The following is a 26,356-nucleotide window of genomic DNA, read 5'->3' on the forward strand; positions in this document are numbered from 1 at the left end:
ACGAAAAAACGGCCCCGAGGGGCCGTTTTCTATGCTGCGTTGGTGTGGCTGTCAGCCGGCTTGCCGAAGGCCGCCAGCAACGCCGCCTCCTTCTGCTTGGCCGCCTTGAAGTGACGCTCCTTCACGTGGCCGTAACCACGGATGTCTTCCGGGATGCTGGCGATGGCCACCGCCTGCGACAGGTTCTCGGCCGTCAGCTTCGGCAGCAGCGAGGTCACGGTGTCGCGGTACTCGCCGATCAGCGCGCGTTCCATCTTGCGCTCCGCCGTGTAGCCGAAGATGTCCAGCGCCGAACCGCGCAGGCCCTTGAACCTGGCCAGCAAGGAAAAGGCCTTCATCATCCACGGACCGAATTCCTGCTTGATCAGGTGGCCTTCGGCATCGTGCTTGGCCAGCAGCGGCGGCGCCAGGTGGAACTTCAGCTTGATATCGCCTTCGAACATGCCGGCGATCTTCTGCTGGAATGCACCGTCGGTGTACAGGCGCGCGACTTCATACTCGTCCTTGTACGCCATCAGCTTGTAGAAGTAGCGCGCCACGGCTTCGCTCAGGCGGGTGGTCTTGCCCAGCTTGGCCTCTTCCGCGCGCACCTGGTCGACAAACGATTTATACTGTTTAGCATAATCGGCGTCCTGGTAGGCGGTCAGCAGCTCGACGCGGCGGGCGACCACGTCGTCCAGCGTCTGGATGCGTTTGAACTCGATCACCTTGGACGGGGTGGTCAGCTTGGTCACGGAAGCCAGGTCGTGGGCGGCGGTGCGGCCCCAGTTGAAGGCCGATTTGTTGAATCCCACCGACACGCCATTGAGCTCGATCGCCTTGATCAGCGACGCTTCGCTCAGCGGCACATGGCCCTTCTGGAACGCGTAACCGAGCATGAACATATTAGTGGCGATCGAGTCGCCCATCAGCGCGGTGGCGATCTGGCCGGCGTCGACGAAGTCCACCAGCTCGTTGCCGCAGGCGCGGACGATTTCGCCGCGCGAGGACGCATCCGGGAACTGCCAGTTCGGATTCTTCACAAACGCCGCGGTCGACGAGCCGGTCGAGTTGATCATCGCGTGCGTGCGACCCTCGCCCATGCGCGACAAGGCGTCGCGCGAGGCGGTGACGATCAGGTCGCAGCCCACCACCAGGTCGGCGCTGCCGGTGCCGACGCGGGTCGAGTGCAGGTCGGCCTGCTTGTCCGCCAGGCGCACGTGCGACATCACCGGGCCGCCCTTCTGGGCCAGTCCGCTCATGTCCAGCACGATGGCGCCCTTGCCTTCGACGTGCGCCGCGACCGCCAGGATCTGGCCGACCGTCACCACGCCGGTGCCGCCGATGCCGGTGATCAGGATGCCGTACGGCGTCGCCGTCGACGGCAACACCGGCGTAGGCAGCGCCGCTTGCGGGCCTTCACCCACGGCGGCCTTCTTCGGCTTCTTCAGCGCGCCGCCTTCCACCGTCACAAAGCTCGGGCAGAAACCGGTGGTGCAGGAGAAGTCCTTGTTGCAGGACGACTGGTTGATCTGGCGTTTGCGGCCCAGTTCCGTCTCCAGCGGCTCCACCGACAGGCAGTTGGACTGCACGGAGCAGTCGCCGCAACCTTCGCAGACGGCTTCGTTGATGACGGCGCGCTTGGCCGGATCCGGGTACTCGTTGCGCTTCCGGCGGCGACGCTTCTCGGAGGCGCAGGTCTGGTCGTAGATCATGGCCGAGACGCCCGGCTTGTCGCGCAGTTCGCGCTGCACGTCCATCAATTCGCTGCGATGGCGCACGGTGACGCCTTCCGCCCATTTGTAACCGGCCGGGTATTTTTCCGGTTCGTCGGTGACGACGATGATCGGCGTCACGCCTTCGGCGGCGATCTGGCGCGAGATCATGCCCGGATCGAGCGGGCCGTCGAACTGCTGGCCGCCGGTCATGGCGACGGCGTCGTTGAACAAAATCTTGTAGGTGATGTTGACCTTGGCCGCCACCGCCGCGCGGATCGCCAGGATCCCGGAGTGGAAGTAGGTGCCGTCGCCCAGGTTGGTGAAGACGTGCTTCTCGTTGGTGAACGGCGCCTGGCCCACCCAGGTCACGCCCTCCGCGCCCATGTGGGTGAAGGTCGAGGTTTCGCGGTCCATCCACAGCACCATGTAGTGGCAGCCGATGCCGGCCAGCGCGCGCGAGCCTTCCGGCACCTTGGTCGAGGTGTTGTGCGGGCAGCCGGAGCAGAAGAACGGCGTGCGGTCGGTTTCCGGATTCGGCTTGGACGGCAGCGTTTTGAGCGCCAGTTCCTTCGCTTCCAGGAAGGCCACGCGCTCCTGCACGCGCTGCGCCACCGGATGGCCGGCGCAGTAGTGGGCGATGCGCGAGGCGATGGCGCGCGCGATCTGCGCCGGGTTCAGCTCATAGGTGGCCGGCAGCAGCCAGTCGCCGTGGCCGGTCTTGCCCTTGTTGCTCCATTCGCCGGTGTCGTCGAACTTGCCGACCACGCGCGGACGTTCGCCGTCCGGCAGGTTGTACAGCTCTTCCTTCAGCGCGTATTCGAGGATCTGGCGCTTTTCTTCGACCACCAGGATCTCGTCCAGGCCCTTGGCGAATTCGTGCACGCCGTCTGCCTCCAGCGGCCAGGTCATGCCGATCTTGTACAGCCGGATGCCGATGTCGGCGGCGGCCTGCTCGTCGATGCCCAGGTCGGCCAGCGCCTGGCGCGTGTCCAGGTAGGACTTGCCGGCGGTGATGATGCCGATCTTCGCCTTCGGCGAATCCCAGATGATTTTATTGAGTTTATTCGCGCGGCAGTAGGCCAGTGCGGCGTACCACTTGTAGCTGTTCATCCGCACTTCCATGTCGAGCACGGTGTCCGGCCAGCGGATATTCAGGCCGCCGACCGGCAGCTCGAAGTCGATCGGCAGTTCGATCTGCACGCGGTCCGGGTCGAAGTCCACCACGGCGCCGGATTCGATGATGTCGGTGACGCACTTCATCGATACCCACAGGCCGGTGTAGCGGCTCATGGCCCAGGCGTGCAGGCCGTAGTCGATGTATTCCTGCACCGACGACGGATACAGCACCGGGATGCCGCAAGCGTTGAGGATGTGGTCCGACTGGTGGGCGGTGGACGAGGATTTGGCCGCGTGGTCGTCGCCGGCCAGCACCAGCACGCCGCCGTGCCTGGCGCTCCCCGCATTATTCGCGTGCTTGAAGACGTCGCCGCAGCGGTCTACGCCCGGGCCTTTGCCGTACCACATGGAGAAGACGCCGTCGTATTTGGCGTCCTGGAAAAGATTGGTCTGCTGCGTGCCCCAGACCGCGGTGGCGGCCAGGTCTTCGTTCATCCCGGGATGGAACTTGACGTGATGGGCGTCCAGGTACTTCTTGGCCTTCATCGCCGTCATGTCGACGCTGGTGACCGGGGAACCGCGATAGCCGGTGATGTAGCCGGCGGTGTTCAGGCCTGCCTTCAGGTCCCGTTCGCGCTGCATCATCGGTAGACGGATCAGGGCCTGGGTGCCGGTCATGAAGGCCCGGCCGCGTTCCAGCGTCCACTTGTCGTCGAGTGAAATTTCGTTGTCCGAGTGCGTGCCCGGCTCCAGTTGCGAGCCCTTGTGAGGTGCGTTCATTGTGTCTCCATTATTCTTTATGCCATGCGCTACAGGGCCGGTTTGGCCCATTAGCGCGCGATCCGCCGGCTCTTGTGGAGACGGCGGAACGGAAAAATGTGGTTTTTTATAGGGTACCACAGGCCTGCGCCCCGTTCTGTGCGGGACTACCGGCTTTACACCCTTGTTTTATGCGGCGGTAGGATCCTTCAGCACGCCGCGCTTGATCTGATCCAGTTCGATCGATTCGAACAGCGCGCGGAAGTTACCTTCGCCGAAGCCCTGGTCGCCCTTGCGCTGGATGATCTCGAAGAAGATCGGACCGATGACGTTCTGGCTGAAGATCTGCAGCAGCAGTTCGCGTTCGGTTTCGTTGCTGTGGCCGTCGATCAGGATGCGCAGGCGGCGCAGGTCTTCCAGCGACTCGCCATGGTTCGGCAGGCGGCGGTTGACCAGCTCATAGTAGGTCTCGATCGTGTCCTGGAAGGCGATGCCGGTTTTCTTCATCGCTTCGACGGACGAGTAGATGTCGTCGGTGCCCAGCGCAATGTGCTGGATGCCTTCGCCGTGGTACTCGTCCAGGTATTCGGCGATCTGCGACTTGTCGTCCGACGATTCGTTGATCGGGATGCGCACTTTGCCGCATGGAGAGGTCATGGCTTTCGACTTCAGGCCGGTCAGCTTGCCTTCGATGTCGAAGTAGCGCACTTCGCGGAAGTTGAACATCTTCTCGTAGAAGTCCGCCCATTCCTTCATGCGGCCGCGATGGACGTTGTTGGTCAGGTGGTCGATATAGGTCAGGCCATGGCCGACCGGATTGGCGACCGCGCCCGGGATGGCGACGAAGTCGACGTCGTAGATGCTGATGTCGCCGATCGAGCCTTGCTCGCCGCCGTTCTTGCCGCGCCAGCGGTCGACCAGGTAGATCAGCGAATCGCCCACACCCTTGATGGCTGGGATGTTCAGCTCCATCGGACCGGTCTTGTTATCGAAGCCCCAGGCGCCCTGCTCCAGCGCGCGCTTGTAGGCGAACGCGGAATCCTGCACGCGGATCGCGATCGCGCACACGGACGGGCCGTGGTGGCGGGCGAAGCGCTGGGCGAAGGAGTCCTGCTCGGCGTTGATCAGGAAGTTGATGTCGCCCTGGCGGTACAGCGTCACATCCTTGTGGCGGTGACGGGCGATTGCGGTAAAACCCATGCTTTCGAACAGCGCGCCCAGAGCTTTTGGATCGGGTGCGGCGTATTCGACAAACTCAAAACCATCGGTACCCATCGGGTTGTCCCAAGGCGTAAATTTCATGCGAGTCTCCTTCTTTGAATAGCGCACAGTATAGACCCGCTTCATCGGCATTAAATTGCAAACAATTCCCACGCATCGCGGTTCTGCGCAATAATATTGCTTGAACCATGAATTTTTGAGGTATTTATGACCAAAATTGCGCTGGACAAAACTGACCGTAAAATATTGTCAATTTTGCAGGCCGACGGCCGCCTGTCGAACCAGGATGTGGCGGAGCTGGTGGCGCTGTCGCCGTCGCCCTGCCTGCGTCGCATCAAGCGGCTGGAAGAGGCGGGCGTGATCCGCCAGTACGTGGCGCTGCTGGACCCGGACAAGATCGGCCTGGGGCTGCTGGCCTATGTCAACGTGCGGCTGGAGAAGCACAGCGATGCGGCGGCGCACAGCAACGCCCGCGCGCTGGGCGCGCCGAACGCGCCGGTGTCGCCGCGGGCGGATTTCGCGGTGTCGGTGGAACAGTGGCCGGAAGTGGTGGCCTGCTACGCGATGACGGGCGAGATGGACTACCTGCTGCGGGTGCACGTGGAAGACATGGACCACTTCTCGCGCTTCATGATGGCCACGCTGCTGCGCCACCCGGCGGTGCTGGACGTGAAATCCTCGTTCGCCCTGCAGCGCATCAAAGACACCACCGCGCTGCCGCTGGTATAAAGGAGGATGGCTGGCCGGATGCGCGGCCAGCCGGCTTTCAACCTGGCAGCAATGGAGGATGGCAATGTTCCATTTTTCAAGTTATTTCTCGGAAGAGGACATCAAGCGGATTTGCGACAGGATGTCGCTCAGCATTGCCGAGGGTTCGCATTTGTCTCCGTTCGGCCAGCGCATTATGAAATCCGTGCATTTTACGGAGTCCGACCTTGAACGAATCGTGGCTAAGCTTGCCAAAGAGCAGGTAAAGGATTAGCCAATGTTGAACATATATGCCGAGCTCGTCAAAGGCGACTACGATGTTCCCGGCGCCCTCGCCTATGCTGTGTACAAGCGCAGCAAGGCCGAATGGCGTGCGAACTTTCCGGCACCCCACTGCGGCAACGAACCGACGCTGGCGGATGAAGCGGAATTTATCGCCATCTGCATGCTCCCCGAAAATCTGGCAAATTTAAAACAGCGCGGCGAAAAACTTGCGCGAGATTTTGCCGCCAAGTCTGTAGAAGAAAAGATGGAAGCAATAGAAGCCATAGTCATGCAGTCAGAAGTGATACGCGGGATTTTCACGCTGGATGAACGTATCAAGTTGGGCTTCACAAGTATCGAAAAAAAACTGAATGAGAAAAAAACTCTGAGGGCTTGGGGGCGAGATATTGTTACGGCCTTTATCGCGGGCCTCGGCGTGATACTTGCGGTCGGCCTGCTGTTCAACGGGTACGTGCGCTTTGCCGCGATCAATGCCACTGCGGAGAAGGCAGTGGGCATTGATCTGGAAACTCAGCAAAGGAAGGCTGCGCCGCTCAGGAAGTGAGATGGCGGCCCAGGTGCTGGACGAAGGGTTCCGGCGCCAGGAAGCCGATCACGCGGCTGTTGGGGATCTCCTTGCCGCCGTTGAACAGGATGATGCCCGGTGGGCCGAACAGGCCGAAACGCTTCATCAAGGCCTTGTCGTCGGCGCTGTTGGCGGTGACGTCCACCTGGATCAGGCGCACCTGCTTCAACTTGCCGCTGACGGCCGGCTTGGAGAAGGTGAAGCGCTCCATCTCCTTGCAGGACACGCACCAGTCGGCGTAGAAGTCCAGCATCACCGGCGTGGTGCTCGACGCCAGCACCTGATCCAGCTCGGCCACGGTCTTGATGCGGCTGAAGCGGATTTCGTCGCCGGCCGGCGCCGCGCCTTCGCTGCGGGCCAGGCTCAGATGGCCCAGCGGCTGCAACACGTCGCGGCCGGCGCTGGCGGCGCCCGCCAGTTCAAACAGGCCGCCGACCAGGAAGGCCAGTCCCAGCGTCTTGCCCGCATAGGCGCCCAGGCCGGACTTGGCGCCGGCGGGCAGCGGCTCCAGCACATGCAGGAACACGGCGCACAACAGCGCGAACATCCCCCACAAAGCCATCATCACCGTCACCGGGAACACCGGCGAGATCATCCAGATCGCCACCGCGATCAGCAGCAGGCCGAAGATCTTCTTCACGCCGTTCATCCAGGCGCCGGCGCGCGGCAGCAGGCTGCCGGCCGAGATCCCGGTCAGCAGCAGCGGCACGCTCATGCCGACCGCCATCGAGAACAAGGCCCAGCCGCCGGTCCAGACGTTGCGCGTCTGGCTGATGTAGAGCAGCGCGCCGGCCAGCGGGCCGGCCACGCATGGGCCGACAATCAGGGCCGACAAGGCGCCCATGACGAACACCCCGGCGAAGCGGCCGCCGCCCAGATTGCCGCTGGTCGTGCTCAAGCGGCTTTGCAGGGCGCTCGGCAGTTGCAACTGGTAGACGTCGAACATCGACAAGGCCAGGCCCACCAGCAGCGCGCCGAACGTCAGCAGCACCCACGGCTTTTGCAGCGCGCCGGCCAAGCCTTCGCCCGCCAGGCCGGCCGCCACGCCGAGCGAGGTATAGACCAGCGCCATGCCCAGGCAATACGCCAGCGCCAGCGAGAAGCCCCGGCCGCGCGACACCGCGCCCTCGCCGACGATGATCGAAGACAGGATGGGCACCATCGGCAGCACGCACGGCGTGAACGACAGCAGCAGGCCGAAGGCGAGGAAGGCCAGCCCGATGCGCCACGCGCTGCCGCTTTGCAGCGTGCGCTGGGCGAGGGAGCTGTCGTCTTCATGGACCGGCGCGGCGGCCGTGGCCGGCACGCCGGTCGGCGGCGTATCAACCGCCAGCAGCTTGCCCGGCGCCGACGGATCGACGCGGTAGCTCTGCGTCGCCGGCGAGTAGCATAGGCCCGCGTCCGCACAACCCTGATAGCCCACTTGCAGCGTGAACGCCGCCGTTGCCGTCACCGGCAGCTTGACCACCAGGCTGTCCTGGTACGTCTCCATCTCCTTGTTGAAGTTGGTGTCGAACTTGCGCAACCCTGCCGGCAGCGCCGGCGCTTCCATCTGCGCGCCATCCGCTTTGAAACTCAAGCGGTCGCGGTACAAGTGATAGCCCGGCGCGATCACCCACGACAGCCGAACCGTGTGCGCATCGACCAGCTCTCCCTTCAGCTGAAACGCCTGGTCCGGCTCCAGGAAATCATCCGCCCGCGCGCCGGTAGCCAGGGCAATCACCGCCACCAGCAGCGCCATTAACCGCGTCATCCAATTGTTCATCATTTCCATCCTATTCAAACATCCCTGAACAGCATCTGCCCCTGATCGTTCACGGCCAGATACCCCATGTCCGACGCATTCAAAAAACTCAAGCCATCCTGTTGCTTCAGCATCGCGATGGTCGAGCAGCTGCCGGCGGCGATCGCCATCGGCGCCAGCACGCTGACCGAGCGCCAGTAACGCACCGGCATGCCATCGCGCGGATCGAGGATGTGGCAGTAACGCTGCCCATCAAGCTCGAAGTAGCGCTCATAATCGCCGCTGGTGGCCAACGCCCCCGTGCTGACCGGTATGCTCGCGATCACGCTGTCCGGATCGCGCGGATCCTGGATACCGATGCTCCACGGCCGCCCGTTCAGGCGTGGACCGATGAAGCGCATGTCGCCGCCCAAATTCACATAGCCATGCCTGACGCCCGCATCGGCCAGCAGCGCCGCCGCGCGGTCCGCCGCATACTCCTTGCCGAAGCCGCCGAAATCGATCTCCATCCCGGCCTGCCGTAGATACACCTCCTCCGCGCCGCACGCCACCTTGTCCCAGCCGACCAGCGCCAGCAAGGGCTCCAACACTTCCTTGCGCGGCACCTTGGGCTGGCGAAAATCCCAGGCCCGCCGCAGCACGCCGGAGGTGATGTCGAACAGACCCTCACTGGCGCCGTGCAGCGCCGCCGCATAACCCATCAGCGACATGGTCTCGCTGTCGCAGCGCACCGCCTCCTTGCCCGCCGCCGCATTGATGCGCGAGACGATGCTGTCCGGCCGGTAGCGCGAATACTTGGTTTCGATACGCAGCACCTCGTCCATGGCCTGCTGCGCCAGCAGCGCCGCCGACTGCGCGTCCGGCGCGGCGAACCGCAGCTCGCAGCGGCTGGCCATGGCCTGGAACGTGGTGCGGTGAATTGCGTCGATCATTTTGCGTCTATCATTTTGCTTCTACCATTGCCGGTTGATCGCTATCTGCAGCGTCTGCGCCCGCAATGCATCCAGGCCAGGACTGCCTTGGTGGAACAGGCGCCAGCTGCCGCGCTGCTGGTACACCGACGCCTTCACGTCGACGGACCACAGCTTGTCCAGCTGTTTGCTGACCTTCAGCCCCAACGTCACCGCGCCGAAGCCGGACAGGCGCTGGTCGGCCGACATGTAGCCGCCGCCGTTGTACCCCGGCGGGAACGGCGCGCCCAGCTTGGCGTCGTAGAACGGATCGTAGTAAAAGCTCGCCGCGCTCTGCGAATACAGCCGCAGCTCGGGCGTCACGGTCCAGCCCTGCGACAGCGGCTGCACATATTCGGCGCCCAGCGTATGGCCGCGCACGCCGAAGCTGTCGCGGTAATAGCGGTAGGACAGCCGGCTGGTGCCGCCGGTCGACGCCAGGTGGTGATTCCAGCGCGCCAGCAGCGTGCTTTCGTTGCGGCTGCGCGGGCGGTTGTCCAGCGCCTTGTACGGATCGGAGAAATAGCCCTCGCCTTGACTGTGCGTCAACGTCAGCTGGGCGATGTCGTTGGCCGTCAGCACCTGCGTCACGCCCAGCAGCAGGCTGCTGGTGCGCTTCTTCTCGTTGCTGACGATCTTGTTGACGGGATCGATGCGATCATCCGCGTGGCCGACGCCGACGGTCCACGTGGTGTTCTTGCTCTCGCTCTCCAGGCTCGCTTGCAGCGACAGCGCGCGCGACACGTAATCGTGCTCGGTCGAATACGCCGCGCCGACCGTCACGCTACCTCGTTCGAAATAGCGCGTGGCCGACGCATCGCCCGCCGTGCGGTGGTCCTGCATGTGCGAGGCGCCCGATATGGCCGTGTGGTAGCGCGGCGAAGCGCCCGACACATCGTCCGACACCAGCGAGGCGCCGATGCTCCACACACCGGCCACCGGCGCCATGATGGACACCGACGGCGAATGCACGGTGATGCGGTCCAGGCCAGACTGGCTGTCCTTGTAGTTCAGGTAGCCCAGCGTGATGTTGCCATTGGCCGGCGGCGTTTCGGCATGCGCCTGCACGCCAGGCAGCATCAGCGCCGCCGTCATGATGGAGGCGGCCAGGCCGCGCCCCGATGGTTTGTCTTCGATGCTCGTCATGGTGGTCCTCAATTGCAGCCGCAACCGCCGCCACCCACACCGGCGCCGCCGGACGAGGCCTCGCGGCTGGTGTAGATATGGTCGTCGAAGCGTGTGAACATATGGCCGTCGCCGAAGGTCATCTCGGTGCGCGCCAGCGCGCCCTTCTCCCAGGGCTGCACATTACCCAGCGTGGCGCAGCCGGACAGGCCCGCCGCCAGCGCGATCAACAGTAGCGATTTCATTTGACGGCTCCCAATGCGTTCTGGATCTTGCTTTCCAACTCGGCGCGGTCGGCATCGCGGAAGCCGGAATGCTCCAGCAGCACCTTGCCATCCGGCCCGATCAGCACGCTGCTCGGCATGCCCTTGATGCCGTAGCTGCGCGGCGTGGCGCCCTGCGGATCGAAGCCGATGGCGAAGCGCGCCGGCGTCGTCGTCAGGAACTGGCGCGCGTCGGCGCTGTTGGCGTCGACGTTGACGCCGACGATCTGCAAGCCCTTGGCGCCATACTTGGCCTGCATCTCGTTCATCCACGGGAAGGACTGGCGGCACGGGCCGCACCAGGAGGCCCAGAAGTCCACGTACACCACCTTGCCCTGCAGCTTGGCCAGCTTCACCGCGCCGTCCAGGCCTTGCAGGTCGAACTGCGGCGCCGCCGCGCCCTTCTCCAGCGCCCAGGCCGGGGCTGCGCTCAATGCGGCAGCCAGCAGCATGGCGATCGATATCGGTTTCATGTCAGCCTCCCACGCGTTTCGATTGACGACGGCGCCAGCCGATGGCGATAGCCGCCGCGATGACCAGGAACACCATCATCGGGTCGTTGACGTCGTCCGAGGCCGAGCAACCGCCGCCGCCCTTGTTGGTCGGCGCGGCGTTGCTGGCCGCCGCCGTACCCTGGCCGCTCAGCGCGATGGTCCAGCTGCTGCCGGCGACGCTGGCCTGTATCACCGCGCTGCCGCTGCTGCTGCCGGCGTTGACCGGCGTATAGCCCACCACCAGGTCGCACGAGGCGCCCGGCGCCAGCGTGACCGGGAAGGCTGCGCAGCCGGTGCTGTCCGCCACGGCGGCGAACGGGCCGGTGTAGGCGGCGCTGGCCAGCGTGACAGCGGCGGCGCCGCTATTAGTCAGCGTAAAGCGGCGGGTCGGCGCGGCGCTGCCGATGACGACGGCGCCGAAGTCGAAGCTCTGCGGCGCGATCGTCAGCGACGGCGTGCTGATGGCGACGGCCACGCCGTTGCCCTGCAACGCCAGATGGAACTGCGCGCCGCCGTCCGTCACCAGCAGCAGGTCGGCGCTGCGGGCGCCGGCGGCGACAGGTTTGAACGCGGTGGTCAGGGTGCAGCTGGCGCCCGGAGCGACGGTGGCGCTGGCGGCGCAGCTGCCGCCAAGGACGAAGTCGCCCGGCTGATTGCCGCCCAGCGTCAGCGTGGCGATGCTCAGCGAGGCGTTGCCGCTGTTGGACAGCGTGGTCGTATGCACCGCCGCGCTGCTGCCGACTTGGGTATCGGCGAAGACGATCGGACCGGCTTCGGACAGCAAAGGCGTCGCCGTGGCCTGCTTGGTGCCGCTGCCGGTGATGCCGACTTGCAGCGCAGCCGCATTCGAGCTCACCGCCAGCGCCGCCGTCACCGCGCCCTCCGCCGTCGGCGCAAAGCGCACCGGCAAGGCGCAGCTGGCGCCCACCGCCAGGCTGGCGCCGCAATTGCCGCCACCCAGGCTGAAACTGGCAGCGCCCGATCCAGCCAGGCCGATGCTGTTCAAACCGATGACGACATTGCCGGTGTTGGCCAGCGTGACCGTCTGCGCCACTGCGGCGGCGCCGATGGTCTGCGTGCCGAAGGCGATGGCCGACGGCGTGGCCGTCAATCCCGGCGCCGGTGTGGCGGCGCTGCCGGACAGGCCGACCGTGGCGTTGCCGTTGGAAGCGTTGGAGGCCAGCGTCAGGCTGGCGGAGAAGGCGCCGGCTGCAACCGGCAGCGCTTGCAGCGTCACCGTGCAGTTGCCGCCCGCAGGCACCGGCGTGGCAACGGCGCAGCTGCCGCCCAGCGTGAAGATGCCGGCATTGGCGCCGCCCAGCGCGACGGAGCTGAAGCTCAGCGCGGCCTGGCCGCTGTTACTGACGGTGATGGTCGATACGGCGGAAGGAGAGCCCGTCAGCAGCGTGCCGAAATTGACGCTGGCCGCGGACAAGGCGATGGTGGCCTGCGGCGTGGCGTTGCCGGTGCCGCTCAGCGCGACGCTGCTGCTGCCGCCGGTGGCGTTGTGCGTGACGGTCAGCGAGGCCGCGCGCGCGCCCGCCGCCGTCGGCTTGAAGCTGGCCTGCACGGTGCAGCTGGCGCCCGCCGCGACGGCGCCGCCGTTGGCGCAACTGCCGCCGGCGACGCTGAAGTCGCCCGCCGCCGCGCCGGTGATGGAGATGGTGCCGATATTGAGCGCGGCGTTGCCGGTATTGCTCAAGGTGGCGGCCAGCGGACCGGCCGTCTGGCCGATACTGGTGCCGCTGAAGGTCAGGCTGGCCGGCGCCAGCGAGGCGACCGGTGCGGCCACCACGTTCGGATTGCCGATGAAGGCGGCCAGGTCGGCCAATTCCGCCGCGCTGAATTTTCCGTTGTACAGGCTACCCATGCCGCCCTTGTTGCTGGCGATGGCGTTCTGTATCACGGACGGCTGGTTGGCCGCCGCCAGGACGCCGTTGACGTTATTCGCCGGCGAGGCGCTATGGCAGGTGGCGCATGAAGCGCCGCCGGACACCGGCCCGTTCAGATACAGGCTCTTGCCGTTCAAGGCATCGGCCGCATTGACGCCTTGCCCCATCACACCGACCACCAGGACCGCAGTCCACCGCAGCCGGAACACCTTTGCTAACAAGCCTGTCATGACACTCTCCTGAAGTTTGATCTGAAAATTGATCTATAAGCTGCAGACAGAGATCGCAACGGCATTCATGCCGCTGTGCGCCAGGGCGCACCAGGTCCAGCTTCGGCTGCGCTGGTAGAGCAGCGCCAGCGCCAGTCCCGGCGCCAGCACCGCCAGCGCGTGCTGCCAGCCGGAGCCTATATGCAGCAAACCGAAAACCGCCGTCGACACCAGCACGGGGCCGCCCTGCGTCAAAGGCAGGCCGCCGTTGCGGGCGGCCAGCTGGCGCGTCATCCATTCCTGTAGCCCGGCCCTGACCACACATTCCTCCAGCGCAGGCGAGAGCAGCAGCAAGCGAAGGCAGACGGCGAAGTCCGGCGCCTGCAACTGCGTGCTGCAAAAATGAGTAATCGACGACACGGAATATGGGTGGTTTTGCTGCCGGTTGCGTATCTTGTCCGACCGTTCATACCCGGCCGCGCAGCAAAGGTTCTAGCGGGGAGAGATTTATTTTCGGCCGAGCAGGCGGTCGAACCATTTGGCGGCGATGCGCTTGTTGGCTTTGAGGGTGTAGTCCAGCGTGGCGAATTGCTCGTCCAGCGCTTCTTGCAGCATGCTGGCGGGATTGGCCGGCAGCAGTTTCAGGTAGGCGTCCGCCTCGCCGTAGTCGCGATGGATTTCCATGCCGGCTTTTTTCGCGATATGCATCATGGTCTTGTTGGACGACAGGCAATGCATGTACAGCGTATCGACGTCGTTGTTGCGGCAGTGGATGGCGGCGCGTTCGAACAACTTGGAGCCGATGCCCAGGCCACGCGCCGAGCGGCTGACCGACACCCCGAATTCCGCCACCCTTTCCTTGTCGGTGACGGCACTCTTCGATTCGTCGCGCGGCGCGAACGCCAGGTGACCCACCGCCACCAGCTTGAACACGCGGTTGTACACGCCGAACACCATGTCGCGCGAAAAGGCGATGCGGTTGACGTAGTTCGCCACCTGCTCGTCCGGCAGCATGGTGCCGAAGCGCAGCAGGCGGTCGCTGTCTTCAAGGCCGAGGAAGTGCTTGACCATGCGCCGCCGATCGCGCTCGCGCAGCTCCTTGACCAGAACCGTCGGACGGCGCTTGCCGTCTTTGTGCTTGCCCCAGCGGCGCAGCGGATTCTGGAAAAGGTCGATCGAGCTCATGTTCCCGCCGCGGCCCCGTCATCGTCGTCATCGCCGGCATTCAGCGCGACCTTCACCGCTGTCACGCGCGCGCGGTGCACCAGTTCCGGGATGCGTTGCGGATTGTCGGCACAGCCTTGCGCGATTTCGCCGGCATTGACGCCGCGCGCGGCGGCCAGCGCCGCCTCCAGGTGCGCCCGTTGCGGGAACGGCGTGTCGCGGAAGCTGGCGTTCGGGCCGATGCGGCCGCGCGAATCGCATTCGGTCGCCCGCAGCATCTGCGAGAAGCGCGCCGGCTTGCGGAAGGCGTCGCAGCGCTCCAACAGGGTGACGATGGTGTTGGACCGCAGCTGTAGGGCGCGGCCGACGTTGCCGTGTTCGCGCGCCGTCATCACGGCCAGGTCGCGGCATTCGGTCGGCACCTTCAGGCGCTTGCACACCGGCTCCACCAGCTTGACGCCCAGGCCTTCGTGGCCGTGGTGCGCTGGCCAGTTCCCGGGCGGCGTGGCGCCTTTGCCCAGGTCGTGCATCAGGCAGGCGAAGCGCGTGGCCAGTTCGTGGCCCGCTTCCGCCGCGCAGTCGATCACTTGCAGCATGTGGATGCCGGTATCGATCTCGGGATGCCATTTCTCCGGCTGCGGCACGCCCCACAACACATCCAGCTCCGGCAGGATGCGCGCCAGTGCGCCGCAATCGCGCAGCACTTCCAGCATGCGCGACGGTTTGTCTTCCATCAGGCCGCGCGACAGCTCCTGCCACACGCGCTCCGGCACCAGCGCGTCGACTTCACCCTGCTCCACCATCTGCCGCATCAGCGCATTGGTTTCGGGCGCCACGCGGAAGTCGCTGAAGCGGGCGGCGAAGCGCGCCACGCGCAGGATGCGCACCGGGTCTTCGGCAAACGCTTCGGATACGTGGCGGAAGATGCGCTGCTCCAGGTCGCGCCGGCCGCCGTAGGGGTCGGTCAGCGTGCCGTCGTCGGCGCGGGCGATGGCGTTGATGGTCAGGTCGCGGCGTACCAGGTCGTCTTCCAGCGTGACGTCGGGCGAGGTATGGAACACAAAGCCCTTGTACCCTGGGGCGGTCTTGCGTTCGGTGCGGGCCAGCGCATATTCTTCCTGCGTCTTCGGGTGCAGGAACACCGGGAAGTCCTTGCCGACCGGGCGAAAGCCCTTGGCCAGCATGTCGTCCGGCGTGGCGCCAACGACCACGTGATCATGGTCCTTGACCGGCAGGCCAAGCAGTTCATCGCGCACGGCGCCGCCGACTACATAAATCCGCATGGTCGTCAGTCCGGCATTTCGGCGTCGTGCTTGGGCGCCGTTTCGGTTTCGGCCATCGCCTCGTCGACCCAGCGGGCCACGGCGGGATGGGCCAGCACGCGCTGGCAGTAGGCGTCCAGCGCCGGCGCCAGCGACACGCCGTAGGTGCGGAAGCGCAGCACCACCGGCGCATAGTAGGCGTCGGCGATCGAGAAATCGCCGAACAGGAACTGGTGGTGGCCGAAGCGCGACAGGCACTCTTCCCAGATTTCGCTGATGCGGCCGATGTCGGCCTGGGTGCCGTTGGTGCGGCCCTTGCCCGGATAGCTGGCGCGGATGTTCATCGACATCGAGGTGCGCAGGTCGCTGAAGCCGGCGTGCATCTCGGCGCATACCGAGCGCGCCATCGCGCGCGCGGCCACGTCCTGCGGCCACAGGTGCAGCTCCTGGAACTGTTCGGCGAGGTATTCGCAGATCGCCAGGCTGTCCCAGATCGTCATCTCGCCGGCCAGCAGCACCGGCACGCGGCCGCTGGCCGAGTAGCCGCAGATGCGGTTGGCGGTGTCGTCCTGGTCCAGCAGCACGCGCACTTCCTGGAACGGGATGCCGAAGGCGGTCATCGCCACCCACGGACGCATCGACCATGACGAATAGTTCTTGTTGCCGATGATGAGCGTCAGGCCCGGTTGGCGCGCGGTGGCCAGGGTTTGCGACAGGCTGGGATCGAGTTGAGTGGTCTGCATGGTGCGTCCAAAAGTGGTTGTAGATGTCAGCGCGAGCCGAAGCTCGACTCCTGCTGTTCCTGTTCGGTATAGCCTCTTGGCGCGACGTTGCCCAGGCGCGCCTTCAACGATTGCGGGCGGCCTTCGAACAGCGCCGCGTAATAGGTGGTGTTCGACATCACGTTCTTGACGTAGGTGCGGGTTTCGACGAACGGAATCGACTCGATGAAGACCGCGCTGTCCATCGGGCGGGTCAAGGCCGAGCGCCACGAACGCAGGCGGCCCGGCCCGGCGTTGTAGGCGGCGGTGGCCAGCACCTGCGAGCCGTCCATATTCCCCAGCACCATGTTCAGGTAGTTCGCGCCCAGCAGGATGTTGGTGCGGACGTCGCTCAGCATCTCCTGCGCGAAGTCGGTCAGGCCGATCTTCTTGGCCACCCAGCGGCCGGTGGACGGCATCACCTGCATCAGGCCCGAGGCGCCGACGCGCGATTGCGCGTCCATGATGAAGCGCGACTCTTGCCGTATCAGGCCGTACACCCAGGCTTTGTCCAGGCCCAGCGTCTGCGTGGTCGGATGCATGATGTCGATGTGCGGCGACGGGAAGCGCTGCGTGTAGTCGACCTGGATGCGGGTGCGGTCCGAGGTGTTGACCATGCGGTCGAGGATATTGTTCTGGCGCGCGAATTCGGCGGCGGCCAGGTGTTCGCGTTCGCTCAGGCCGCGCAGGCCCCAGTTCCATTCGCGCGTGCCTTCGAAGCGCAGGCGCATGCTGAAGAACTTGATGGCGCGCTGGAAGTTGGGATTGGCGGCGATCGGCACGATTTCGGACTGGCCGATCGGCAGGCCCGGCAGCGGAATGGTGATCAGCTTGCCGGTTTCCTCCAGCGCCAGCTGGCCGTAGAAGTTGGACTGGTCCGAGATGCTGCGGAACAGCTGCATCGCTTCGCCGGTGGCCTGGATTGAGCCCGCCTGCACCATCAGCGCGCGGCCCAGCCAGTAGACCCAGGCCGGATCGGCGCGCAGCGCGGACGGCATGCCGCGGATGTTTTTCTCGACCTGCTTCCAGTCGCCGTTGCGCAGCGCGACGCGGGTCTTCCATTGAACCTGGTCGATCGACAGCGCGGCGCCGTTCGATTTCTGCCAGTACTCGGTGGTCTCGGCCGACAGCGAATACGACGATTGCAGCGCCACCGCGGCCCAGGCTTCCTGCTGTTCCTGCGGGCTCAGTTTGGAGGATGCCTTGTTCAGCGCCAGCACCGCCAGCTTGATGCTGGTCTTGGCCATGCGGCCGATGGCGACGATGTAGATTTCGTGTTCGACGCGGCCGTTGCCCACGCCCTTGGCCAGCGTGATGGCCGGCAGGTCGACCGCCTGCACCGCCTTCTTCTCGTTCCCGTCCAGCAGCGCGACGATGCGGCGCGCCTGGCCGGTGGCGTTGTACTCGCCGGACAGGCGCAGCTGCGCGTACAGGTCGTCGAGGTTGAACTGGCCAGAACCGTACAGCGTGGCGATCAGGCCCGCGCATGGTTCGCCGTAGCCGTTCGGCGCGGTGAGCAGCTCGCGCGCTTCGCCCGCCACCTTCTGGCCCTTGAGCGCGCGCGATTGCAGCGCGTAGCATTTGACCTGGGTGTCGTCGTTCAGCACGAACAGCGGCAGCTGCTCGTCGAAGGTGGCCCAGTCGCGCTTGCGGCCCAGCTCCAGCAGCCAGTCGTTGCGCAGGCGGTCGACGATGGCCTGGCCTTCGTAGCGCTTCATGAAATCGCGGATTTCCGCTTGCGAAGCATCCTTCAGGCGCGGTTTCAGCCGATAATAATCGACGTAGGACGGAATGGAATAATCGCCCAGGCGGGCGGCGTAGAAATCGGCCTTGGATGCATCGTCCTGGCGCACGGCGTCGCGCAGCAGCAGGAAGGAGTCGTCCGCCCTGCGGCCGTCATCGCCAAGGTCGTCGGCGTGGGCCAGGGAGCTCATGGCCACTGCGGCAAAGGCGGCGGCGCCGGCAATCCATTTTAAAGCGGAAATCAATGTGCAACTCTCTAAAGTCTTGAAAATCTTAACCTATGACCAGCGACCCTAGAATACCACGCGCCACGACTGCACCACCAGCCCCGCCAGCCCCGCAAAAGGCCGATTTACGCAAGCAATTGTTGACTGCGCGGCGCGCTTTGGACGCCACCACGCGCGCGGCGTGGGACCATGCGATCGGCGCGCAGGTGATCGCATGGTGGAAGGCCGCGCAGCCGGCGGCGCTGGGCGTGTACTGGCCGCTGCGCGACGAGCCGGACCTGCAGGCGGCCTACGCGGAGCTGGCGCGCCTGGGTGCGCGGCTGCTGCTGCCGGTGGTGGTGGAAAAACATGCTGCGCTGGAGTTTGCCGAATGGCGCATCGGCGAGGCGATGGTCAAGGATGCGATGGGGGTGGCGGTGCCGGCCGACCTGCGCTTGCAGCAGGCGTATCCGCCGGCGCTGCTGGTGCCGTGCCTGGGATTCAATCCGCAGGGCTACCGGCTGGGATATGGCGGCGGCTTCTACGACCGCACGCTGGCGCGTTCACCGCGTCCGCAGACACTGGGCATAGCCTACCAGTGCCTGCGGAGTCAGTTCGACAGCGACGCTCACGATGTGGCGCTGGACCGCATCATCACCGAGTAGTTACACCAGCCGTTGCCACAGCGCGGTGGTGGCCACGGCCTGGTTCATGCTGTAGAAGTGCAGGCCGGGCGCGCCGCCCGCCAGCAGCCGTTCGCACAGCGCCGTCACCACGTCCAGGCCGAAGGCCTTGATCGAGGCGCTGTCGTCGCCGAAGCTGGCCAGCTTCAATCGCACCCAGCGCGGGATCTCGGCGCCGCACATGTCGGAGAAGCGCATCAGCTGCGTGTAGTTCGTGATCGGCATGATGCCGGCCACGATGGGCACGTCGATGCCGATCTTGCGGGTCTGCTCGACGAACTGGAAGTAGGCGTCGGCGTTGTAGAAGTACTGGGTGATGGCGGCATTGGCGCCGGCCTTCACTTTGCGCTCGAACGCCAGCAGGTCGTCCTGCGGCGACTTGGCCTGCGGGTGCACTTCCGGATAGGCCGCCACTTCGATGTGGAACCACTCGCCGGTCTCCTGGCGGATGAACTCCACCAGCTCGTTCGCGTAGCGGAACTCGCCGGCCGCGCCGTAGCCGCTCGGCAGGTCGCCGCGCAGCGCGACGATGCGCTTGATGTTGTGGGCCTTGAATTCCGTCAGGATCGCGCGGATCGATTCGCGCGTGCCGCCGACGCAGGACAGGTGCGGCGCGGCGTCTTCACCGGCGGCGAGGATTTCCACCACCGTGTCGAGCGTGCCGCGCTGCGTGCTGCCGCCGGCGCCGAAGGTCACGGAAAAATACTTGGGTTTGAGCTCGGACAGCTTGGCGCGCGTGACGCGCAGCTTTTCCGCGCCCTCCGCCGTCTTGGGCGGAAAGAATTCGATACTGAAATTATGATTAGCCATCTGACGTCTTCAAAAGTAAGGTAGACAGGGCCCAGGAAATCACGCTGTACAACAATGCGCCACCGATCGCCGACGCGAAGCTATCGACGTGGAAGCCGTCCACCCATTGGGCGACCAGCCAGAACATGAAGCCGTTGATGATGAAGATGAACAGGCCCAGCGACACCACGGTCACGGGCAGCGTCAGCAACAACAGCACGGGGCGTATCAGCGTATTGACCAGGCCCAGTACAAGAGCCGCGACGAGGGCTGCGCCTATGCTTGTGACATCGACGGAATGCATCAGGTAGGGAACTGCCAGCAAGGCAATTGCATTGATTAACCAGGTAAGGACCAAACGCATAAAATGAACTCGCTGCAAAAATAAGGACTGGATAAAAACAGGGCCGGCGATTCCGCCGGCCCTGTTTCATACCGGCAGATTAATAACGGTAGTGGTCTGGCTTGTACGGGCCGGCTTGCGACACGCCGATGTACGACGCTTGCTCTTCGGTCAGCACGGTCAGCTGCGCGTTCAGTTTCTTCAACTGCAGGCGCGCCACTTTTTCGTCCAGGTGCTTAGGCAGCACGTAGACGCCGACCGGATACTTGTCGGTGTTGGCGAACAGCTCGATCTGGGCGATGGTCTGGTTGGCGAACGACGACGACATCACGTACGACGGATGGCCGGTGCCGCAACCCAGGTTGACCAGGCGGCCTTCGGCCAGCAGGATGATGCGCTTGCCCGATGGGAAGATCACGTGGTCGACTTGCGGCTTGATGTTGTCCCAGGTGTACTTCTTGAGCGCGGCGACATCGATCTCGTTGTCGAAGTGGCCGATGTTGCAGACGATGGCCTGGTCCTTCATGGCCAGCATGTGCTTCTCGGTCAGGATGTGATAGTTGCCGGTGCAGGTGACGAAGATGTCGCCGTGTTCGGCGGCGTAGTCCATGGTGACGACGCGGTAGCCTTCCATCGCGGCCTGCAGTGCGCAGATCGGATCGATTTCGGTGACCCAGACTTGCGCCGACAGCGCGCGCATGGCTTGCGCCGAGCCCTTGCCGACGTCACCGTAACCGGCGATCACGGCGACTTTGCCGGCGATCATCACGTCGGTGGCGCGCTTGATGCCGTCGACCAGCGATTCGCGGCAACCGTACAGGTTGTCGAACTTGGACTTGGTGACGGAGTCGTTGACGTTGATCGCAGGGAAGGCCAGCTTGCCTTCCTTGTGCATCTGGTACAGGCGGTGCACGCCGGTGGTGGTTTCCTCGGTCACGCCCAGGATCTGCGGCAGGCGCTTGGAGTACCACAGCGGGTCGATCGCCAGGTGGGCCTTGATGGCGTTGAACAGGCAGATCTCTTCTTCCGAACCGGGAGCGGCCAGCACCGAGAGGTCTTTTTCAGCGCGCGCGCCCAGGTGCAGCAGCAGCGTGGCGTCGCCGCCGTCGTCGAGGATCATGTTCGAGTAGACCGCGTTGCCGGCGGCGTCCGCCGGCCATTCGAAGATGCGGTGGGTGTAGTCCCAGTATTCGTCCAGGGTTTCGCCCTTGATGGCGAACACCGGGGTGCCGGCGGCGGCGATGGCGGCGGCGGCGTGGTCCTGGGTCGAGTAGATGTTGCACGAGGCCCAGCGCACCTTGGCGCCGAGTGCTTCCAGCGTCTGGATCAGCACGGCGGTCTGGATGGTCATGTGCAGCGAACCGGTGATGCGCGCGCCCTTCAGCGGTTGCGTGGCGGCGAATTCCTCACGAATGGCCATCAGGCCAGGCATTTCGGTTTCGGCAATCTTGATTTCTTTGTCGCCCCAGGCAGCCAGGGAGATGTCGGCGACCAGGAAGTCTTGTGCGGATTTGAGTACGGCGTTCATCACGCCCTCCTTTCATGTGTTGAAAAAAGTAACGTGAGCGCGGTTTGGGACTCCGAGCCTGGCGAATCATGATTCGTCGCAACGCTCCTCGGAAGCCGCATTTTAGCACCGTTGCGCAAGACAGGCGCAAGAAATTCCGGTTTGAGCCCGCGCAAATAGGCCATATGCCGACAGCCTATAGTGATCTTTTTGCCCGGAGCACGCCATGGCGCCCGACCCACGCGATGCGATCTGGAATGAAACCCATCATCTGCTGTACAACGCCAGCTTTACCGAAGAGCTTGAAACGGCGCTGCTGGCGCGCTGGACCTGGCTGGACAGCGTGACCAAGATCGCCGTGGCGATCTCATCCGGCGGCGCCGCGCTCACCGGCCTCGTATTCTGGAAAAACAGCGACTATACTTTTTTATGGCCGGTGTTTACATCCGTCAGCACCCTGCTCGCCATCGTGTCCAAGGAACTGTCCGTCGCCAAACGGCTCAAAGTCCACGCGGCCTCGGTCAGCAGTCTGGCCGCGCTGCGGGCCGACCTCGACGCGCTGATTATCCGAATGAAAATCAATGCGGCGTTTTCCATCGCCGAGTTCGAGGAGAAATTGCTGACGCTGCGCAACCGGTACAAGGTCGAATCGGACGAGTTTCCCTACGATCTGCTGCTGACCGAGCACCTAAGGTTGAAGACCCAGAAAAAATTGAACGCCAACTGGCATCCCCGGTAATCCACCCCAGGAGCACACCATGGACCGCGACCAGCGCGACAGGTACTTGCCGCCGAATCCGCCGCCACCGCCGCCGCTGCGGCCCAAATGACAACGCCCCGGCTGCAGGCGCAGGCCGGGGCGTTGCGATGCAGCGGACGACGATTACTTCAGGCCGGCTGCGGCGCGCAGGATGGCGGCCTTGTCGGTGCGTTCCCACGTGAATTCCGGCTCTTCGCGGCCGAAGTGGCCGTAGGCGGCGGTCTTGGCGTAGATCGGACGCAGCAGGTCCAGCATCTGCACGATGCCTTTCGGACGCAGGTCGAAGTGCTCCATCACCAGCGCGGCGATCTTGTCGTCCGGAATCACGCCCGTGCCTTCGGTGTAGACCGTGATGTTGATCGGACGCGCGACGCCGATGGCGTAGCTGACCTGCACCTGGCACTGGCGCGCCAAGCCTGAGGCCACCACGTTCTTGGCCACGTAGCGGGCGGCGTAGGCGGCCGAACGGTCCACTTTGGTAGGATCCTTGCCGGAGAACGCGCCGCCGCCGTGCGGGCTGGCGCCGCCGTAGGTGTCGACGATGATCTTGCGGCCGGTCAGGCCGCAATCGCCCTGAGGACCGCCGATGACGAAGCGGCCGGTCGGGTTGACCAGGTATTTGGTGTCGACCAGCCATTCGCGCGGCAGCACCTGCTTGATGATCTCTTCGATCACCGCTTCTTCAATCTGCTTGTGCTGCATTTCCGGCGCGTGCTGGGTGGACAGCACGACGGTGTCGACCGCGACCGGGCGGCCGTTGACGTAGCGCAGCGTGACTTGCGATTTGGCGTCCGGGCGCAGCCAAGGCAGGCGGCCGTCCTTGCGCAGCTGCGACTGGCGCTCGACCAGGCGGTGCGCGTAGTGGATCGCCGCCGGCATCAGTTCCGCGGTTTCGTCGCAGGCGTAGCCGAACATCAGGCCCTGGTCGCCCGCGCCTTGATCCAGGTCAATCCCCGCGCCCTCGTCCACGCCCTGGGCGATGTCCGGCGACTGCTTGTCGTAGGCCACCAGCACGGCGCAACCCTTGTAGTCGATGCCGTAGTCGGTGTTGTCGTAGCCGATGCGTTTGATGGTTTCGCGCGCAACTTGAATATAATCAACGTTGGCGAAGGTGGTGATCTCGCCGGCCAGCACCACCAGGCCGGTGTTGCACAGGGTTTCCGCGGCAACCCGGGCTTTCGGGTCCTGGGCCAGGATGGCGTCCAGAATCGCGTCGGAAATTTGGTCGGCGACCTTGTCCGGGTGGCCTTCAGAGACGGATTCGGAAGTGAAAAGATAATCGTTAGACATCGCAAGCTCCTGATACTGGTTGAGAATGTTTTGTCGCTCACCAATACGGCTTGCGACGCTTTAGCGATATTTATATTCCGCTTCGCAAGTTGTCTGTTAACTCAGCGGATACTCCATACGTGTTATTTTACGCTTCTTAAAAAATTTTGGCAGAGCAACAGAAGCCAAAGTACCCCTCTATTAGACGAATTACTCATGCTTGTACCAATTTTTCGATTTCTCTCAATCTTCCCGTTGCCTTTTCTACACGCAATGGGCGCCGCGCTGGGCTGGATTGTCTACCTGAGTTCGCCTTCCTACCGCCGCCGCATGCGCGACAACATGGCGCAGGCCGGCTATTCCCGGCACCTGTCGGCCGCCATCGCCGAAGCGGGCAAAAGCATCGTCGAGCTGCCTTTCATCTGGTGCGCCAAGCCGGAGCGCGTGTCGCGCCACGCCACCGACGAGAACTGGGCCATCGTCCAGGCCGAGCTGGACGCCGGCCGCGGCATCGTGTTCCTGACGCCGCACCTGGGCTGCTTTGAAATCGTCGCGCAGGAAATCGCGCTGCGCACCGAACTGATGGTGATGTACCGTCCGCCCAAGAAAGCCGCGCTGAAGCCGCTGATCGAAGGCGCCCGCGCGCGCGACAACCTGCTGCTGGCGCCGGCCACCATGTCCGGCGTGCGCATGCTGGCCAAGTGCCTCAAGAAGGGCAAGCCGATCGGCCTGCTGCCGGACCAGGTGCCGCAGGAAGGCGAAGGCGTGTGGGCCAGCTTCTTCGGCCGCGCCGCCTACACCATGACCTTGCCGGCCAAGCTGGCGCAGCTGGGCGACGCCACCATCATCGTCACCTACGCCGAGCGCCTGGCGGGCGGCAAAGGCTATGTGATCCGCTTCGTGCCCTTCGACGGCACCCTGGACGGCAGCGCCGCCGAGCAGGCGCAGACCATCAACCACGCGATGGAGCGCCTGATCGCGCGCAGCCCGACCCAGTATTTCTGGAGCTACAACCGCTATAAAGTTCCGGCCGGCATTGCGGCGCCATCCTCGGGAGATCCGGCATGAAGCTGCTGTTAGGAATCATGTGGCTGCTGCACTGGCTGCCGCTGCCGGTGCTGGGCCGTTTCGGCGACGCCGTCGGCAGCCTGCTGTTCCTGGTGATGCGTGCGCGCCGCCACATCACGCTGACCAATCTGCGCCTGTGCATGCCGGAGTTGAGCGACGCCGAGCGCACCGGCATCGCCCGCCGCCACTTCCAGGCGTATTCGCGCAGCGTGTGGGAGCGCGGCATCCTGTGGTGGGCGTCGGAGGCCAGGCTGAAGCGCCTGATCACGATCGAGCCGGGCCCGGTGCCGGTGGAGCAAATGACGTCCAAGCCGACCATCCTGCTGTGCCCGCACTTCGTCTGCCTGGACGTGGCCGGCGCCTCGATCGCGATGGTGACCAGCGCCTCGTCCATGTATGTGCAGCAAAAGAACGCCGCCTTCGACCGGGTGCTGCGCGCCGGCCGCGCCCGCTTCCAGCCGGTCAAGCTGTTCACCCGCCAGGACGGCATCAAGCCCATCCTGCGCGCGCTGCGCGACAAGCTGCCCTACTTCATGCTGCCGGACATGGATTTCGGCGAGAAGGATGCCGAGTTCGTACCCTTCTTCGGCATCGAGGCGGCCACCCTGACCGCCACCGCCCGCATCGCCGCCACCACCGGCGCCCAGGTGATGCCGGTGATCGCCACCTTCCTGCCCGATTACCAGGGCTGGCGTGTGAAATTCTATCCAGTGTGGGACAATTACCCTGGTCCCGACATGGTTGCCGCCACCCGCCGCATGAACCAGTTCATCGAGGAGCGCGTGCGCGAAGCCCCGGCCGAATATTTCTGGACGCACAAGCGGTTCAAGACGCGCCCGAACGGCGAAGCTTCGCTGTACCAGCGTTCCGAGTAACAACACAGGCAGCAGATGAAACTCAAATTCACCAAAATGCACGGCGCCGGCAATGACTTCGTGGTCATCGACGGCATCAACCAGGACATCGACTTTTCGGCCGCGCAATGGCGGCTGCTGGGCGACCGCCGCTTCGGCGTGGGCGCCGACCAGATCCTGCTGGTGGAAAGGCCAACCGAGCCGGGCTGCGACTTCCGCTACCGCATCTTCAACGCCGACGGCGGCGAGGTCGAGCAATGCGGCAACGGCTCGCGCGCCTTCGTCAAATTCGTCGCCGAAAAAGGCCTGACGGCGCAGCGCAGCATCACGGTGCAGACCAAGGCCGGCGTGATCGCGCCCCGCCTGGAAGCGGACGGCAGCATCACGGTCGACATGGGCGCGCCGGTGCTCGAGCCGCAACGCGTGCCGTTCGACGCCGACGGCCTGCACGGCGAGCGCCAGGGCGACGACACCTTGTGGCCGCTGGTGCTGGAACTGGGCGGGGCGCGCGAGAGCGTGCTGATTTCGGTGGTGTCGATGGGCAACCCGCACGCGGTGCAGATCGTCGACGATGTCGACGCCGCCCCGGTCGAGCTGACCGGCCCGCTGATCGAGCACCATGCGCGCTTTCCCAACCGGGTCAACGCCGGCTTCATGCAGATCGTCGGCCGCCACCACGTCAAGCTGCGCGTGTTCGAGCGCGGCGTCGGCGAAACCCTGGCGTGCGGCACCGGCTCGTGCGCGGCCGTGGTGGCCGGCATCCGCCGCGGCTTGCTCGACAGCCCGGTGCAGGTCGACGCGCGCGGCGGCCAGCTGTCGATCAGCTGGGCGGGCGCGGGCCAGCCGGTCTGGCTGACCGGCCCGGCGGTGACGGTGTTCGAAGGCGAAATCGAGATTTAAGGCGCGCGATTTAAGGCGG

General features: G+C 64.7%; 25 protein-coding genes and 1 riboswitch. Of the genes, 8 read left to right on the forward strand and 17 right to left on the reverse strand.

Annotated features, from left to right (window positions below; translation table 11 throughout):
* Positions 1 to 29: 29 nt before the first annotated feature.
* Complete coding sequence (locus tag AC1RMD_RS00100) at positions 30 to 3,593, reverse strand: indolepyruvate ferredoxin oxidoreductase family protein (protein ID WP_492922451.1); 3,564 nt, start codon at positions 3,591 to 3,593, stop codon at positions 30 to 32.
* A 168-nt stretch (positions 3,594 to 3,761) separates the two neighbouring features.
* Complete coding sequence (hppD, locus tag AC1RMD_RS00105; RefSeq protein ID WP_492922453.1) at positions 3,762 to 4,874, reverse strand: 4-hydroxyphenylpyruvate dioxygenase; 1,113 nt, start codon at positions 4,872 to 4,874, stop codon at positions 3,762 to 3,764.
* A 126-nt stretch (positions 4,875 to 5,000) separates the two neighbouring features.
* On the opposite strand from hppD, the gene AC1RMD_RS00110 reads away from it, so the two are divergent.
* From AC1RMD_RS00110 to AC1RMD_RS00120, 3 genes are all read left to right on the forward strand, one after another.
* A complete protein-coding gene (locus tag AC1RMD_RS00110) occupies positions 5,001 to 5,522 on the forward strand; it encodes an Lrp/AsnC family transcriptional regulator (RefSeq protein WP_020704271.1) in 522 nt (173 codons plus the stop codon).
* Between the two features lie 64 nt (positions 5,523 to 5,586).
* A complete protein-coding gene (locus tag AC1RMD_RS00115) occupies positions 5,587 to 5,775 on the forward strand; it encodes a hypothetical protein (RefSeq protein WP_492922456.1) in 189 nt (62 codons plus the stop codon).
* A 3-nt stretch (positions 5,776 to 5,778) separates the two neighbouring features.
* Positions 5,779 to 6,330 carry a hypothetical protein gene (locus AC1RMD_RS00120; RefSeq protein WP_492922458.1) on the forward strand — a complete coding sequence of 184 codons (552 nt, stop codon included), beginning with the start codon at positions 5,779 to 5,781 and terminating at the stop codon, positions 6,328 to 6,330.
* Here the strand turns inward: AC1RMD_RS00120 and dsbD are convergent.
* From dsbD to AC1RMD_RS00175, 11 genes are all read right to left on the reverse strand, one after another.
* Positions 6,320 to 8,104, reverse strand: coding sequence for a protein-disulfide reductase DsbD (dsbD, locus tag AC1RMD_RS00125; protein WP_492922460.1), 1,785 nt, complete (start codon positions 8,102 to 8,104; stop codon positions 6,320 to 6,322). The genes AC1RMD_RS00120 and dsbD overlap by 11 nt on opposite strands.
* Before the next feature lie 26 nt (positions 8,105 to 8,130).
* Complete coding sequence (locus tag AC1RMD_RS00130) at positions 8,131 to 9,027, reverse strand: FAD:protein FMN transferase (protein ID WP_492922462.1); 897 nt, start codon at positions 9,025 to 9,027, stop codon at positions 8,131 to 8,133.
* A 21-nt stretch (positions 9,028 to 9,048) separates the two neighbouring features.
* Positions 9,049 to 10,191: a DUF3570 domain-containing protein gene (locus AC1RMD_RS00135; protein ID WP_492922464.1), complete on the reverse strand. Its 1,143-nt coding sequence runs from the start codon at positions 10,189 to 10,191 to the stop codon at positions 9,049 to 9,051.
* Positions 10,192 to 10,199: 8 nt separating this feature from the next.
* On the reverse strand, positions 10,200 to 10,415 hold the full coding sequence (locus tag AC1RMD_RS00140; RefSeq protein ID WP_492922466.1) for a DUF4266 domain-containing protein: 216 nt from the start codon (positions 10,413 to 10,415) through the stop codon (positions 10,200 to 10,202).
* On the reverse strand, positions 10,412 to 10,906 hold the full coding sequence (locus tag AC1RMD_RS00145) for a TlpA family protein disulfide reductase (protein ID WP_492922468.1): 495 nt from the start codon (positions 10,904 to 10,906) through the stop codon (positions 10,412 to 10,414). Before AC1RMD_RS00145 ends, AC1RMD_RS00140 begins: the two co-directional genes overlap by 4 nt.
* A gap of 1 nt (position 10,907) precedes the next feature.
* Positions 10,908 to 13,049 (reverse strand): choice-of-anchor D domain-containing protein, encoded by a 2,142-nt coding sequence (locus AC1RMD_RS00150; protein WP_492922470.1) that lies wholly within the window; start codon positions 13,047 to 13,049, stop codon positions 10,908 to 10,910.
* Between the two features lie 33 nt (positions 13,050 to 13,082).
* Positions 13,083 to 13,448: a JDVT-CTERM system glutamic-type intramembrane protease MrtJ gene (gene mrtJ / locus AC1RMD_RS00155; RefSeq protein WP_492922472.1), complete on the reverse strand. Its 366-nt coding sequence runs from the start codon at positions 13,446 to 13,448 to the stop codon at positions 13,083 to 13,085.
* Between the two features lie 87 nt (positions 13,449 to 13,535).
* Positions 13,536 to 14,213 carry a GNAT family N-acetyltransferase gene (locus AC1RMD_RS00160; RefSeq protein ID WP_492922474.1) on the reverse strand — a complete coding sequence of 226 codons (678 nt, stop codon included), beginning with the start codon at positions 14,211 to 14,213 and terminating at the stop codon, positions 13,536 to 13,538.
* Positions 14,210 to 15,475 carry a multifunctional CCA addition/repair protein gene (locus tag AC1RMD_RS00165; protein ID WP_492922476.1) on the reverse strand — a complete coding sequence of 422 codons (1,266 nt, stop codon included), beginning with the start codon at positions 15,473 to 15,475 and terminating at the stop codon, positions 14,210 to 14,212. The genes AC1RMD_RS00160 and AC1RMD_RS00165 overlap by 4 nt, the downstream gene beginning before the upstream one ends.
* 5 nt (positions 15,476 to 15,480) lie before the next feature.
* Positions 15,481 to 16,197, reverse strand: a complete 717-nt coding sequence (locus AC1RMD_RS00170; protein ID WP_492922478.1) for a glutathione S-transferase family protein — start codon at positions 16,195 to 16,197, stop codon at positions 15,481 to 15,483.
* Positions 16,198 to 16,223: 26 nt separating this feature from the next.
* A complete protein-coding gene (locus AC1RMD_RS00175) occupies positions 16,224 to 18,149 on the reverse strand; it encodes a lytic transglycosylase domain-containing protein (RefSeq protein WP_492922480.1) in 1,926 nt (641 codons plus the stop codon).
* Between the two features lie 89 nt (positions 18,150 to 18,238).
* Between AC1RMD_RS00175 and AC1RMD_RS00180 the strand changes: the two genes are divergently transcribed.
* On the forward strand, positions 18,239 to 18,829 hold the full coding sequence (locus AC1RMD_RS00180) for a 5-formyltetrahydrofolate cyclo-ligase (RefSeq protein ID WP_492922482.1): 591 nt from the start codon (positions 18,239 to 18,241) through the stop codon (positions 18,827 to 18,829).
* Here AC1RMD_RS00180 and metF read toward each other — a convergent pair whose 3' ends face one another.
* The 3 genes from metF to ahcY form a co-directional block, all read right to left on the reverse strand.
* On the reverse strand, positions 18,830 to 19,657 hold the full coding sequence (gene metF, locus AC1RMD_RS00185) for a methylenetetrahydrofolate reductase [NAD(P)H] (RefSeq protein WP_492922484.1): 828 nt from the start codon (positions 19,655 to 19,657) through the stop codon (positions 18,830 to 18,832).
* Complete coding sequence (locus tag AC1RMD_RS00190; RefSeq protein WP_117012654.1) at positions 19,650 to 20,000, reverse strand: phage holin family protein; 351 nt, start codon at positions 19,998 to 20,000, stop codon at positions 19,650 to 19,652. Before AC1RMD_RS00190 ends, metF begins: the two co-directional genes overlap by 8 nt.
* A gap of 79 nt (positions 20,001 to 20,079) precedes the next feature.
* Positions 20,080 to 21,507: an adenosylhomocysteinase gene (ahcY, locus tag AC1RMD_RS00195; RefSeq protein ID WP_492922486.1), complete on the reverse strand. Its 1,428-nt coding sequence runs from the start codon at positions 21,505 to 21,507 to the stop codon at positions 20,080 to 20,082.
* A gap of 28 nt (positions 21,508 to 21,535) precedes the next feature.
* Positions 21,536 to 21,602: riboswitch (S-adenosyl-L-homocysteine riboswitch) on the reverse strand.
* 110 nt (positions 21,603 to 21,712) lie between these two features.
* On the opposite strand from ahcY, the gene AC1RMD_RS00200 reads away from it, so the two are divergent.
* The gene (locus tag AC1RMD_RS00200) at positions 21,713 to 22,225 is read left to right on the forward strand and encodes a hypothetical protein (protein WP_492922488.1); all 513 of its coding nucleotides are present in this window, start codon (positions 21,713 to 21,715) and stop codon (positions 22,223 to 22,225) included.
* Positions 22,226 to 22,369: 144 nt separating this feature from the next.
* On the opposite strand, the gene metK is transcribed toward AC1RMD_RS00200, so the two are convergent.
* Entirely contained in the window at positions 22,370 to 23,536 is a 1,167-nt protein-coding gene (gene metK / locus AC1RMD_RS00205; protein ID WP_492922490.1) for a methionine adenosyltransferase, read from the reverse strand.
* A 195-nt stretch (positions 23,537 to 23,731) separates the two neighbouring features.
* Between metK and AC1RMD_RS00210 the strand changes: the two genes are divergently transcribed.
* From AC1RMD_RS00210 to dapF, 3 genes are read left to right on the forward strand one after another with little or no spacing between them, the layout of a single operon-like run.
* Positions 23,732 to 24,583, forward strand: a complete 852-nt coding sequence (locus AC1RMD_RS00210) for a lysophospholipid acyltransferase family protein (RefSeq protein ID WP_492922492.1) — start codon at positions 23,732 to 23,734, stop codon at positions 24,581 to 24,583.
* Positions 24,580 to 25,458 (forward strand): LpxL/LpxP family acyltransferase, encoded by an 879-nt coding sequence (locus AC1RMD_RS00215; protein ID WP_492922494.1) that lies wholly within the window; start codon positions 24,580 to 24,582, stop codon positions 25,456 to 25,458. Before AC1RMD_RS00210 ends, AC1RMD_RS00215 begins: the two co-directional genes overlap by 4 nt.
* A gap of 15 nt (positions 25,459 to 25,473) precedes the next feature.
* A complete protein-coding gene (gene dapF, locus AC1RMD_RS00220) occupies positions 25,474 to 26,337 on the forward strand; it encodes a diaminopimelate epimerase (protein WP_492922496.1) in 864 nt (287 codons plus the stop codon).
* Positions 26,338 to 26,356: the final 19 nt, after the last annotated feature.

This window comes from Duganella sp. GW822-FHT06D06 (assembly GCF_058799615.1).